Here is a 13,631-nt window from a genome sequence, read left to right as displayed (position 1 = left end):
GCCGATTTAAACTAGCTTACTGCTATTAAACTCTTCAATAAATTTTACAAATTCACGTTTAGATAACGGTTTTGACCAGAAATAACCTTGAGCTGAATCGCATTCAAAATCGATAAGCATATTTGCCGTAGCCAAGTCCTCTATACCTTCAGCCACAGTAATAAGTTCAAGACCTTTAGCCATTTGAATGATAGCTTTAACAAGCGCCTGATTCTTTGGTTTATTAGCAATATCATAAATGAAAGATCGGTCTACTTTTAACGTAGTAATATCAAACTCTTTCAAATAACCTAAATTAGAATAACCCGTACCAAAATCATCTACTGAGAAGTCTACACCTAATTTACGAATATATTTAAAGGTATTTTTCAACTCTTCTGAATTATCAATTAATAACGATTCAGTCATCTCAAGCTCTAAATTTTTACCACGTAAATCGTTATATTCTAAAGCTGATTTTATTACTTCGTCTAAATTACCTTTAGCAAATTGTTTGGAAGAAATATTAACGGCCATAGAAAAATCAACAGCGCCTGCACTCACCCATTCTTTACACACCTTACAGGCTTCATGTAAAACCCATTCGCCGATGTCGCAAATCAATCCCGACTTTTCAGCTTTATCGATAAAAAAGTCTGGGAAGATCACGCCTTTTTCAGGATGATTCCACCTGATCAATGCTTCAGCACCAGTAATCTTATTAGTGTGTAAATCAATTTTAGGCTGATATACCAAAAAGAATTGCTCTTCTTTAATGGCTTTTCTTAAATCGGTGATCAAGCTTAAATATTCATGACCATAGGTATTCATTTCATCATCAAAATAATGAAAGCAGTTACCACCAAGGGTTTTCGAGTGATACATAGCCGTATCAGCATTACGCACTAAACTATCAAAATCGCTACTGTCATCTGGTGCGATAGAAATACCAATAGAACAACCACAAATAAATTGATGTCCCTGATAGTAAAATGGTTTTTTAACCGCAGAAATAACTTTATTAGCAATATTCGCGACCAATTCAGGCTCAACAAGTGATTCAAAAATCAGAATAAATTCATCGCCTGCAAAACGGCATACTAAGTCATCTCCCCTGACTACCTTTTTTAATCTGGCGGCGATTTCAATTAATAATAAATCTCCTGCTTGATGACCTAACGCATCATTCATTAACTTAAAATCATCTAAATCAACAAACATTATGTGTACTTTGTTATTAACCCTACGTGATTTTGACATTGCACTTTGAAAGTAATCATTCGCCATCAATCTATTTGGTAAAGAGGTAAGAATGTCATGTCGTAACAATATTTCTATTTCATTTTTAGCTTTAATAACGCTTTGATTCTCGTCACCTAATTTAGTTAAAACCTTGCGAAAGTCCTTAGCCATTAATGCTATGGTGTAACTAATAAGTGAAAAAATGAAAGTAATTAAAAACGCACTATTTAACTGTGAATGTGACGATTCGTTAGTATAAATTCCATAGGAATTGACAAAACCATTAAGTAAAATGGAAAGAGAAATGAAAATAAACAAACCTATAAATAAGCGTTTATTACCAAGCATAGCGACCATAATTAAGATACAAGGATAAGCAAATACAGCTTCGTCATAAATTCCGCTATACAGCCACATAAAATAGGTAACAAAACCAGTAAAGATAATTAACAGCAGTGTGGCCGACTCTTCAACTTTATTTTTTTTTGCTAAAAAATAGACGCCGAGAATAGCAATAAAAGTGCAAAAAGCGATACAAGCAGTTGAATAAGCACCTAAGTAGAGTCTTTGTAAGATGGTAAAAAATAACGTAGCTTCCACAGCCCAAATAAACTTTAATAAGTGCTTAACTTTAAAAAAGTGGTGCCCCTTTGTTATTTCTTGATAATTTCTCTCTCTAGACAAAGCGTGTACCTAGTAATTATTTTTTGTTACTGTAAATAATAGCAGGTTTTACAACTTAGCAATAATACAATTTACCTATAGGGAATTCGCTGAACGTTAACTACAATAAGTCTTATGGCATTTTACCTGTACTCATATCATTACAACTTTTAAGTGTTCTTTACTTGCTTCTTTATCATATAATTGAAGATTAACAGCGCTTTAGATTATGTTGGAATTTAATAGCTAATGAATAGAATAGAAGTCGAAAAAGAACGTATTACTAAAATTAGTTCGATCCTATATAGCGCTAGTCAGCCTATACGTATTCTTTCACACTTAGAATGGCACAGAGATATTAAGCATCAATTCTTTAAAGACCAAGCCAAGGAATTGCCTAAAGTAAATTATTCTAGCTTTGATGCAGGAAAAACCTTAGCGCTTGTTAACGATGCCAGAGCACTAATGAGCAGCTCAGACATCGATAAATGGTTACACCGAATTTCAACTAAACTTGAGTTTGGTGCCTTGATGATGGCATCGGTAGGAACTGCAGATTTTTATAAGTATTCAGAAAGACTATACGGTAAACCAACCAACCCATTCACTGATGATAAGTCAACACCACTTGAGTTAGCTAAAACGTTTGATAGACAAATTAGTAGTTATTCAACTTATGATTTTGGCACCCCGCCTCCTATGTGTTATCTGGCTTCAGATATTGCCAGTCAAATGCAAGCGGCTGTTGTAAAAATGTTTGGGGATGAAGCGCCAAAAGTTGAAATTGTTGATGAACTTTCAGCTAACGCCTTAGCTAACCCCAAATTAATCAGAATTAGAAGAACCGCATGTTTTACTGATTTAGATGCACAGCAATTAATTAACCACGAAGCGCATATTCATGTTGCCACATCAATTAACGGCTTAAATCAACAACACCTTAAAATACTGGCTGCTGGTCATCCTGGTACCACTAAAACACAAGAAGGTTTAGCAGTATTTTCTGAATATATCACTAATTCAATTGATTTAGACCGACTACGCAGACTTGCTGATCGTATTATCGCTATACAAATGTCAATTGAAGGCGCTGATTTCTTAGATGTATATCATTACTTCTTAGGTCGAATTGGTAATGAGTCTCAAGCCTATGAGAACAGCCGTCGCGTATTTAGAGGCGGCATGCTAACAGGCGGTGCTCCGTTTACTAAAGACGGCGTTTATTTAGAGGGACTAATTCGGGTACACAATTTCTTAAAGGCTATTGCGGTAAATGGCAGAGCGGATTGCCTTAAATTATTATTTTGCGGCAAGTTAGATATTGAAGACATACCGGTTTTATACAAACTTGAAGAAATAGGCTTATGCCAACCCCCCAAGTACCTTCCTCCTTGGGTTAAAGACGCACGTTATTTATTAGCTTACTTAACCTGCTCTGGTTTTCTCAACAGCATGGACATGCCTAAAATTTATAGTCACTACGATCAATTACTCGATAACATCCCAAAAACACTTAAGTAACCTGAGTTCGGTTTATACTAAACAAATTAATTATTGCGTTTGGTATTAACGCTAATTCGTTAGCTCAATATTCACAGCCATAAAAAAAGCTTAAACCGTGAGGCTTAAGCTTTTTTATTCGCTTGTTAATTGTTGCTAGGCAACAAGGTAAATTAATATTTAAATTAGTTTACGCGGTTAACAAATGAAGCTGCTGTGTTGATTTCCATGCGGTTAGTTTCTCCTTTCGGAGCACCTTGTGCACTTTTAGCAATAACAACTAAGCTTTCGTTTTTGATTATGCCACTTTCTAAAAGTGGTGCAATAGATGCTTTAATAACATCTTTACGCTCTGGAACATCAATTAAGTATGCTTCTACGCCGTAGCTTAATGATAATAAACGTAGTGATTCAGGCTTGTAACATGCAGCATAAATTGGTGCAGCTGGACGATGTGAAGCAATTTGACGAACAGTTGAGCCTGTAGCCGTTGGTACAACAATCGCATCAACTTCTAAATCGCGTGCAGATTTAGCAACAGATTTAGCAATGTATGCTTGTAAATCTTTGTTAGTATCTTCTGAGTCAAGGTTGATACCACTTGCTGTGTTTTCTTCAACGTGTCTAGCTATGTTTGCCATAGTTTCAACAGCTTCAAACGGGTAATCACCGTATGCAGATTCACCAGAAAGCATTAATGCATCAGTACCATCTAAAACAGCGTTAGCAACGTCTGAAATTTCAGCACGTGTAGCACGTGGGTTTTGAATCATACTTTCAAGCATTTGTGTTGCTGTAATAACAGGTACTTTAGCTTTAATACAACGTTCGATCATATCTTTTTGTACTAATGGTACTTCGTAACCAGGGATTTCGATACCTAAGTCACCACGAGCAACCATTACGCCGTAAACAACTTCTAAGATTTCATCTAAGTTATCTACACCTTCACGGTTTTCGATTTTAGCAATGATTTTAATCGGCGAGTTTTTCGCGTCTAAGATGTTTTGCACATCTAATACATCTTGCTTGTTACGCACAAATGAGTGAGCAATAAAGTCAACACCTGTGTCGATACACATTTCGATAAACGTTTTATCACGATCAGTAACTGAAGGAAGATTAATTTCAACGCCAGGAACGTTAACCGATTTCTTCTTCTTAATTTTACCGTTGTTTAATGCAGTTGTGTAAAGTTGCTCTTCATCTTTACTGTCAACAACTAGCTCTAATAAGCCATCGTCAATTAAAATACGTGCGCCAACTGGCACGTCTTTAACAAAACCTAAGTAGTTAACTTGAACTGCATCTTTAGTGGTTACAGCGTCTAAGCCGTCAGCACGAAAAACAACTTTATCACCAGTTTTGATGGTTAAGTCTTCTTCAATTTTCAAGTTAGTACGCATTTCTGGACCTTTGGTATCAACCAAAACCGCTAATTTTTCACTTACTGCGCGTACGTTTTTAATTACTTCACGTGTATCTTCTGGAGTTTGGTGAGCGGTGTTTAAACGAATAACGTTTACGCCACGTTTAAATAATTCACCAATAAATGCTACGTCGCCTTTAAGGTCTGATACGGTAGCTACAATCTTAGTTTTTTTAGTCATATTTCCATTCACAAATTAAGGGAGTAAGTGTTGCTCATTCTTCTTGCGCGTATTGTAGTTAATTTTCAGGTAAATTGCTGCAATAAACGTTAGAAATATGATCATTAGTCTAATATGTTCAATATAGATTAGATCAATAATACTATTTAGAATAATGTTAGAATAATGAGTTTTATAAGTACCTGAAAATTAAATAATAAATTTAGTTTTCAGGTTGTATATTACGCCACAACAAAAAACAGCATATTACTCATAATATTATGTTGTATAAATATGACTGTTTTATGATCATTTTTTATCGGAATTGCCCTAAAATACGATTATTTAAACTTAATGAGTCCACTCTTTTGTTAGTAATACCGCTTGGTTGTTTTCAACTTTCACTTCATATTTACCTTCTTTATTATTTTCATCAACGGTATAAAATTCATAAATAACAATACCGTTAGTTTGATCACTTTCAATAATACGTTGTGGTGAAATATCAGGTAACACGTTAAGTACCATTTCTGGGCATTGTAATATTACTAAATCACGTTGTATTTCTACAATCTGCCATGTGCCATCTTTTAAGAGCATATCAAATTCAATTTCTTTACCCGTTTGTCCTATACCTTCAATATCAAGATAGGTTTTACCGTGCTTCAACTCCATTTCAGCTTCTTGAGCGATAAAGTCGGGGTGATTTTCCAAAATAGTAGCCATCGCACTGGCTGGAATTTCGACTAACGCTAACTCTTGTTTCTGATTTAAACTTGCTCCAATTTTATTGTCGCCAGCATTAACCAGTGTTGAAGTGCTTAGTAATAAGCCCAGTAAAACCGTAATGATATTTTTGTTCATAATTATTCACTTATCTATTGGTAGAATGTATCAGCATAATAACTAAATTTAAGATGTTAGGTTAGCTTTTGCTTACTGTTTTTCTCTGTTGACATGATTTTTTTAACCGTTTATTGTCGTTTTATTCTGGTGATTCAATATACCGTTAAATTAAGCTACTTAGTTATGATACATAGTTAACATGCTCTATAGTCATATTTTGCTCTTGTCTTGGCTTTAATTTGCAATTAATTTATATCTAAAAATACAACGAAGTAAGAGGTATTAACAATGAAGATTGACGACATAATGAGTACCAATATCACTTGTATCGACTTAGACCAACGCTTAACAGAAGTGAGAGAGCTATTTATAAAGCATGAGTTTCACCACTTACTAGTAACTGATGATAAAAATAACCTAGTCGGCGTTATATCAGAACGAGATTATTTAAAAGCCACAAACTCTAATTTAGAATTACCCACTGCTAACGATAAAGATTTAGCCATGCTAAATAAGCGGGTACACCAAATAATGTCTAAAAAACTAGTTTCAATTAAGCAGTTTACTTCGTTTAATGACGCGATCAGAGTTTTTCACGACACTGGGGTGAGTTGTTTACCTGTAGTAAACAGCGACAATAAACCTGTGGGTATTATCACTTGGCGAGATATTATTAATTGGTTATATAGTAAAGTTCAACCGCATAAAACTTAATATTTACCCTTAACTTACCTTCGCATCCGAGTATGGTATTATGTTGTTGATTATATAAACTCGATAAATGACCACATTGACTAACTTTTGTTAGTTTTCCTATTTCTGAATTCAAGATTAAAACCATGACCACTCAAACAAAAACTAAACGCCCTAATACCCTGCTTGAAATAATTTTTAATATTGCCGTGCCATCGATTATTTTAATGAAGTTATCTGGCGATGAATATTTAGGCTCAGTTAATGCACTAATTTTAGCGTTATTATTTCCGCTTTGTTACGGCGTTTATGACTTTGTACAAAACAAGTCAATGAACTTTATTTCGCTACTTGGTTTTTTAAGTACTCTATTAACTGGCGGTATTGGTTTATTTGAATTAGACGTGCAATGGTTAGCTATTAAAGAAGCAGCTATTCCCTCAGTAATAGGTTTGGTAGTATTAATTTCCGGTTTTTGGGGCAAGCCATTAATTGCCAAGTTATTGTTAAACCCTATGCTTTTTAATTTAGACTTAATTTATCAAACACTAGCAGACAATAACAAAACCGAGATATTTAAAGCGATTATTCAACGTGCTAATCACCTACTTTCAATGACCTTTGTTTTTTCTGCCACTATGAATTACTTGTTAGCTAAATGGGTAGTTACCAGTCCTGCAGGTACTACTGAATTTAACGAACAACTAGGTGAGATGACTTTATATAGTTACCCAGTAATCGCCATCCCCTCCATGGTAATGTTAATGGCCATTATGTTTTATGTTGTGAGAAGTATTATGAAGTTAACTAATCTGAAGTTTGAAGAAATATTAAACGCTGAAAAATAACACAAAAAATTAATATAAACTAAACTTTAGTTAGAGAAAATAAATAATTTATTGTGCTTAAAATTTACCACTGACGTTGACTGCAACTTGACTACAAAAGCATATATTTAAATTAACAAACAAACGATAAAATCGTACGAAATTAGTACGAAATTAGTACGGCTGAAAACTTATATGTTAAGTTATTAACTAATTACAACAGACTAATGGATTATATTTTTGACTGAGCCTTCACCAATAGATAGCAACGAAAATATACAACTCAAACAACCGCATGTTGTTTCTGTATTTGCGTTGGTCGGCATGACAATCACTGCGATCATGGGAATTGTTGCGCTATTCAATCAAAATTTGATTTTAGGCTCAGGATTATTTTTCGCTTCTTTGACCTATTTCATCGGTTATTATGCTCACAAAAAATTCAATAACGTAGCATTAAGCTCTGCGATTATTCTTTACTCGCTTTATTTATTAATGTTTTATCTTGTCTTCTCAGGTGGTGTTGGCAATACAGGGCCTTTATGGATATATATTGTTGCTCCTGTGTCTGTATTTATTCATGGTTTGAAGCGAGGCTTAATTGATATTGCCGTATTTATTACAGTAATTAGTTGCATAATGTTTATACCAGACGAACTTATTGTTCATGCTCAATATAGCACTGAATTTAAATTACGTTTATTGTATTCTTTTTTAACGGTCACATTTTTATCTTCGTTATATGAATATTCAAGAGGACAATCCTTTAAGCATATTTTGGAATTAAGTAAGAAATATCAACAACTAGCTCACTTTGACCCATTAACACAACTGTCTAATCGTCGTGATGCGCTTCGCATATTAAAACGAGAGCAAGCAAGAATTGCTCGTAGCAATGAATCCTTATCTATCATTATATGTGACATTGATCATTTTAAAAAAGTGAACGATCGATATGGGCACAATGCTGGTGATGCTGTTTTGCGAGAGCTTGCCAAATTATTCACTGACTCTATAAGAGAGCAAGACTGCGTTGCTCGTTGGGGCGGTGAAGAGTTTTTATTTATTTTGCCACAAACTCTTGCTGTAAATGCCAATATAATCGCAGAAAAAATCCAAAATCAATTAAAACATTATGTAATAAGTTACGAAGATAAAAGTATCAAGGTAACAGTAAGTATGGGAATATCACAATTTACTGCCGAGCAAAGTATTGATGAAGTAATCAACCGTGCCGATAAGTTTTTATATCAGGCAAAAGATTCTGGAAGAAATCAAATATTTCCAAAGTTTGAAAATATCACTTGATAAGACGCTGGGCTTTATATTACCGATACTTACCCAAATATTTACATTCTTTAAACCTCCTTATATTTCCTAATAATATTTTATTATTACCCGCTTTTACACTCGCTAATATCAATGGTAAAGTCATTACTAAGAGGTAATTATCTCTGTGATTTTTTACGTTTATATTCTTTCTGTAATAGAAGTATCGAATATATTTGAAACATGTAAATTAATAAGGAAATAAAACAACGTGAGCACTACAAACGACAATAAAATCAAACAACTAATCGATGATGACATTTACGCTTCAGAAGATTTAGACCAAGGCTTACCTAAACAGGCATTTCCACAACACGAACAAGATCCTCGCAATGTTATTTCAGCAGTACGTGATGAGTTAATGCTTGACGGTAATTCACGTCAAAACTTAGCAACATTCTGTCAAACTTGGGCCGAACCTGAGATACATGAATTAATGGATATTTGTATCGACAAAAATATTGTTGATAAAGATGAGTATCCACAAACGGCAGAAATTGAAGCACGCTGTGTCCGTATGTTGTCTGATTTATGGAATGCGCCAGCTGGCGGTGAAGCTATCGGTACATCAACTACAGGTTCGAGTGAAGCTGCTATGCTAGGTGGTATGGCTATGAAACGTCGCTGGGAAGCTAAACGTAAAGCTGCAGGTAAATCAATTGAACGACCAAATATAATCACTGGTCCTGTACAAGTTTGTTGGCATAAATTTGCCCGCTATTGGGATATTGAACTTCGTGAAATTCCTATGGCTGATGATCGCTACATCATGAACGCAGAAGAAGTTATTAAACGCTGTGATGAAAACACTATCGGCGTGGTGACTACATTAGGCGTTACTTTTACTGGTCAATTTGAACCTGTTAAAGCCGTGTCAGATGCTTTAGATTTACATCAACAGCAAACTGGTGAAGATATTCCTCTTCATGTTGACGCTGCTAGCGGTGGGTTTCTTGCCCCATTCTGTGCACCTGAAGTCGAATGGGATTTCCGCTTACCTCGCGTAAAATCAATTAATGCCTCTGGTCATAAATTTGGACTTTCACCACTGGGTGTTGGTTGGGCTATTTGGCGCGAAGAGAAAGATCTTCCTGAAGAATTAGTTTTCCATGTTAATTACTTAGGTGGAGACATGCGTGATATCGCTTTAAACTTTTCACGCCCTGGTGGTCAAGTAGTATGTCAATATTATAACTTTATCCGTTTAGGTGCTGAAGGTTACCGAAAAGTGCATTCTGCTTGTTATAAAACAGCTCAATACCTCGCTGATGAAGTTGCTAAAATGGGACCATTTGAAATAATTTATGGTGGTGAGATAGACGCTGGTATTCCTTCGTTATGTTGGAAAATGAAACCGGGCGTAGATCCTGGCTTTAGTTTATATGACTTTGCAGATCGCTTACGTACCCGAGGCTGGCAAGTACCTGCATATAGTTTACCGTCGAACTGTGAAGATTTATCTATTCAACGTATTTTAGTACGCCATGGCGTGAGCCGTGATCTTGCTGGCTTATTGCTAGAAGATATGAAAAAAGCGCTTGAGTATTTTGAAAATCATCCAGTCTCAAGTCCATTAAAAAGTGAAGAAGCGTCAGGTTTCCATCATTAGGAGTTTCGATGTCCGATGTTTCAATCAAACCGTCTGGGCTAAAACCGCCAACACTTAAACAGTCTGAGCCTACAGTGATCGGGCCATGGCCATTTATAACAAGGCGCATAGTGCGCCTTGAAAATGGTCTTGAGCAAGTTTGGCGCTCCCGACACCATCGCAAAGGCTTATTGATAAATCCATCAAAAAGCCTTAACTGGTTATGGATGCCAAACCAATTAAATTGGTGGATAGGCGTAGTATTCGCGTTAGGCTCACTGTTATTTTTTACCGCTAGCTTATTATGGTTGGTAGCAAGCAAAAACATTAGTAGCGATATTATCAATGCAATGTTTTTTGCCGGCTCCATTCCCTTTACAACAGCGGCATATTTGCAGTTATATCAAACAGCAAATGCGATAAAAACAGATGATCACAAACCGATTTTAGTTGGCTGGCAACCTAATAATATTGGTTGGTTAAGTTGTATACTACAGTTTGCAGGTACTTTACTTTTTAACATCAATACCTTTGACGGCATGATGGCTAACTTAACTTGGTGGCAACAAGACTTTTATATTTGGATACCAAATATTTTAGGTTCTGTGTTGTTTTTACTGTCTGGTTATTTAGCTTATGCAGAAACTTGTCATAGTTATTGGGGCTGGAAACCTAAAAGTTTATCTTGGTGGATCACCCTTGTAAATTTAATGGGGTGTGTCGCTTTTTTAATTTCAGCACTGTTTGCTTTTGTACCGCAGCAGCAACCAAGCTTTAATGCCGAAGAAATTTCCGTAGTATTTACTATGCTAGGTGCTTTAGGTTTTTTTATTGGCTCGATATTAATGCTACCGGAAGGGGCTGTAGAAAGTTAAATTCAAGCCTTATTTTTTAAATATAAATTTCATTAGATTAAAGCACTATTATCCCGAACTCATCAGGTTACTTAATTATCCAGTGCTTTAATTTTTCCAATAAAAGTTCAGGATTAATAGGTTTAGTTAAATAATCACTCATTCCCGAAATTATGCATTTTTCACGATCCCCCTTCATTGCATTAGCGGTCATGGCAATGATAGGAACTGCTTTATCAAACTCATTATATTTATTTTCACGAATACGTCGGGTTGCTTCATAACCATCCATTTCAGGCATTTGGCAATCCATCAATATAGCGCTAAACGGTTGCTCACAATTTTTTAATAAAGCGAGCGCCTCTACGCCATTAACAGCAACTTCAGCAGTTAAACCAAACCGTTTTAATAAACCTTGAGCAACTAATTGATTGACTCGATTATCCTCGACTAATAATAAGCGTATATTACTAGGCCATTGCGGTATTTCCATCTCAGATGAAGCATCTTTATCGATATTATTCGATGCAATTACTAATGATTTAAAACTTTTTTCAACCTCAATGGTACAAGTAAAACAACTGCCTTTACCTTCAAAACTGCTTACACTAATATCACCATTCATTAACTTGGCAAGTTGACTAGAGATAGCTAAACCTAAGCCTGAGCCTCCATATTTTCTTGTATTAGAAATATCAACCTGACTAAATGCATCAAATAAATTAACAACTTTATCCTCAGGAATACCAATCCCCGTATCGGTAATTTCACATTGAAATTGCCATTTCTTTTTGTTTAATGATATAAGTTTACCGCATACCTTTATCCTGCCTTCATGAGTAAATTTTATGGCGTTTCCGATAATATTAGTTAAAATTTGTCGTATTCTACTTGGGTCGCCCACCACCATAGATTCGGGCATGTCACTACAATCAATAAGTAATTTTATCTGTTTGTCTTTTAGTTGAAAATGCATGAACTGCACTAACTCTTCCATCATTGTTTTAAGGTCAAAATCAATTGATTCAATTTCAAGCTTACCCGCTTCAATTTTTGAAAAGTCTAGAATGTCATTAATTAAATGTAATAATGATTTTGAGCTACTCAAAGCAACATCAACACGCTGTGCTTGCTCGTGTGTTAACTTATCATCTAACATTAAACTCAACATACCAATAACTCCATTCATTGGCGTGCGAATTTCATGGCTCATCGCAGCTAAAAATTGAGACTTTGCTAGAACAGCAGATTCTGCCACTAAATTAGCATCTACTAGCTTTTTATGTTGGTATTTCTGCATCGAGATATCGGTGCGAATAGCCATATAACCTGTTATTTTTCCTGTTACAGATTTTATTGGAATGATGGTAGTAGCTACCCAATATAGCCGACCATTTTTAGCTTTATTTAATACTTCATTTGACCAAACTTTACCTTTCGAAACACGTTGATACATGTTTTTCCAAAAAGCTTTTTTATGATGTCCAGAATTGAGCATTCGATGGTTACTACCAATTAACTCATCAAGACTATATCCACTAATCTCACAAAATTTAGCATTAGCAGAAGTGATGGTACCTTTTAAATCAGTGGTAGCAATAATGGCATGTTGATCAAAAGCGTATTTTTGCATTAATAGATCATTTTTATAAATTTCACTTTTTTCAATCGACTCTTTAAACTCTGCGACGGCTTTCCAAATATTTTGAATATAAGCGTCTTTATTTTTATAAATTTTTATATCGGTATCACCAACCGATAGTTTTGTTAATGCGTTATAGACTTGATTAAGTCGCACCGAGGTATTTTTAGCAAAGTAAAATGCTGACAGTAACATCAAGAGCAACAAGCTTATGGTAAGTTCTGTAATATAATTTTTCTTATATAGGTTATCTTCAATTACATCAGATTGCTGTGATAACTGTGTGGCGTAATATTTGGAGAGAAGTAAAAATAAATCATTAACCGTTTTTAGTTTTTCATTAGCTAATACTAATTCATTAGGGGCTTGCTTTATGTCGGCAGATGATATTTCAATAGCAGAAATAATTTGGTTACTATATGCAGTAAAAGCCACTTGGATCTGAGAAAAAATATTAACTCCATCAATAGTTAATTCATCTTTGTCGTTAATGCTTTCATTTAAACGTTCTTCAATTTGATATAAATGATTAAGTCTAATTTTTCCTTCAACGTAAATATCTTCTTCATCAGGTCTTTCTGATTCAAGCAACAAGCTGATGATTTCACTATGACTGGCGGTGATCAATAACGTTATTTCATTTATCTCACTTATTTGAACTAGGCTGGTTTCACTGATGTTCTGAAATATAACTGCATTTTCACGAATAATATTGTTACTGCTGATATACAAGAGCAAGGTCAATAACACTGCAATAACTGGAGCAATTAAAAACCGAGTTTGTATAGAAAGGGAGCTGAACATAACTATGCCTGTATGTAATTAAAGTGTCACCAATCAGTTGGTTTGACATGTCTTTATATATAATTTTTTATCTTC

At 34.9% G+C, this 13,631-nt stretch carries 10 protein-coding genes; 6 read left to right on the top strand and 4 right to left on the bottom strand.

Annotated features, from left to right (window positions below; genetic code table 11):
• Positions 1–6: 6 nt before the first annotated feature.
• Positions 7–1,905, bottom strand: coding sequence for a putative bifunctional diguanylate cyclase/phosphodiesterase (locus CWS31_RS00295; RefSeq protein WP_101343168.1), 1,899 nt, complete (start codon positions 1,903–1,905; stop codon positions 7–9).
• Positions 1,906–2,133: 228 nt separating this feature from the next.
• Here CWS31_RS00295 and CWS31_RS00290 point away from each other — a divergent pair, with 228 nt between their 5' ends.
• Positions 2,134–3,405: a peptidase MATCAP family protein gene (locus CWS31_RS00290; RefSeq protein ID WP_101343167.1), complete on the top strand. Its 1,272-nt coding sequence runs from the start codon at positions 2,134–2,136 to the stop codon at positions 3,403–3,405.
• A gap of 164 nt (positions 3,406–3,569) precedes the next feature.
• Here CWS31_RS00290 and pyk read toward each other — a convergent pair whose 3' ends face one another.
• Both pyk and CWS31_RS00280 read right to left on the bottom strand, forming a co-directional pair.
• Entirely contained in the window at positions 3,570–4,994 is a 1,425-nt protein-coding gene (pyk, locus tag CWS31_RS00285; RefSeq protein ID WP_101343166.1) for a pyruvate kinase, read from the bottom strand.
• Positions 4,995–5,324: 330 nt separating this feature from the next.
• Positions 5,325–5,837: a hypothetical protein gene (locus CWS31_RS00280; protein WP_101343165.1), complete on the bottom strand. Its 513-nt coding sequence runs from the start codon at positions 5,835–5,837 to the stop codon at positions 5,325–5,327.
• Between the two features lie 270 nt (positions 5,838–6,107).
• On the opposite strand from CWS31_RS00280, the gene CWS31_RS00275 reads away from it, so the two are divergent.
• The 5 genes from CWS31_RS00275 to CWS31_RS00255 all read left to right on the top strand — a co-directional run bounded on the left by CWS31_RS00275 (position 6,108) and on the right by CWS31_RS00255 (position 11,131).
• Positions 6,108–6,533 (top strand): CBS domain-containing protein, encoded by a 426-nt coding sequence (locus tag CWS31_RS00275; protein WP_101343164.1) that lies wholly within the window; start codon positions 6,108–6,110, stop codon positions 6,531–6,533.
• A gap of 125 nt (positions 6,534–6,658) precedes the next feature.
• Positions 6,659–7,360 (top strand): VC0807 family protein, encoded by a 702-nt coding sequence (locus tag CWS31_RS00270; protein ID WP_101343163.1) that lies wholly within the window; start codon positions 6,659–6,661, stop codon positions 7,358–7,360.
• A gap of 219 nt (positions 7,361–7,579) precedes the next feature.
• Positions 7,580–8,647 (top strand): GGDEF domain-containing protein, encoded by a 1,068-nt coding sequence (locus CWS31_RS00265; protein ID WP_246143238.1) that lies wholly within the window; start codon positions 7,580–7,582, stop codon positions 8,645–8,647.
• A gap of 232 nt (positions 8,648–8,879) precedes the next feature.
• On the top strand, positions 8,880–10,277 hold the full coding sequence (gad, locus tag CWS31_RS00260; protein WP_101343162.1) for a glutamate decarboxylase: 1,398 nt from the start codon (positions 8,880–8,882) through the stop codon (positions 10,275–10,277).
• A gap of 8 nt (positions 10,278–10,285) precedes the next feature.
• On the top strand, positions 10,286–11,131 hold the full coding sequence (locus CWS31_RS00255) for a hypothetical protein (RefSeq protein ID WP_211355770.1): 846 nt from the start codon (positions 10,286–10,288) through the stop codon (positions 11,129–11,131).
• A 67-nt stretch (positions 11,132–11,198) separates the two neighbouring features.
• Here CWS31_RS00255 and CWS31_RS00250 read toward each other — a convergent pair whose 3' ends face one another.
• Positions 11,199–13,556 carry a PAS domain-containing hybrid sensor histidine kinase/response regulator gene (locus tag CWS31_RS00250; protein WP_101343161.1) on the bottom strand — a complete coding sequence of 786 codons (2,358 nt, stop codon included), beginning with the start codon at positions 13,554–13,556 and terminating at the stop codon, positions 11,199–11,201.
• Positions 13,557–13,631 lie beyond the last annotated feature (75 nt).

It is taken from the genome of Colwellia echini (assembly GCF_002843355.2).
Classification (GTDB): Bacteria; Pseudomonadota; Gammaproteobacteria; order Enterobacterales; family Alteromonadaceae; genus Colwellia; species Colwellia echini.
Note: the sequence above shows the minus strand (reverse complement) of the source record. Positions and strands in the feature narration are given on the sequence as shown.

Coding starts and splice junctions, on each gene's coding strand:
- CWS31_RS00290 (WP_101343167.1), top strand. CDS start 2,134: ATGAATAGAATAGAAGTCGAAAAAGAACGTATTACTAAAATTAGTTCG.
- pyk (WP_101343166.1), bottom strand. CDS start 4,994: ATGACTAAAAAAACTAAGATTGTAGCTACCGTATCAGACCTTAAAGGC.
- CWS31_RS00280 (WP_101343165.1), bottom strand. CDS start 5,837: ATGAACAAAAATATCATTACGGTTTTACTGGGCTTATTACTAAGCACT.
- CWS31_RS00275 (WP_101343164.1), top strand. CDS start 6,108: ATGAAGATTGACGACATAATGAGTACCAATATCACTTGTATCGACTTA.
- CWS31_RS00270 (WP_101343163.1), top strand. CDS start 6,659: ATGACCACTCAAACAAAAACTAAACGCCCTAATACCCTGCTTGAAATA.
- CWS31_RS00255 (WP_211355770.1), top strand. CDS start 10,286: ATGTCCGATGTTTCAATCAAACCGTCTGGGCTAAAACCGCCAACACTT.
- CWS31_RS00250 (WP_101343161.1), bottom strand. CDS start 13,556: ATGTTCAGCTCCCTTTCTATACAAACTCGGTTTTTAATTGCTCCAGTT.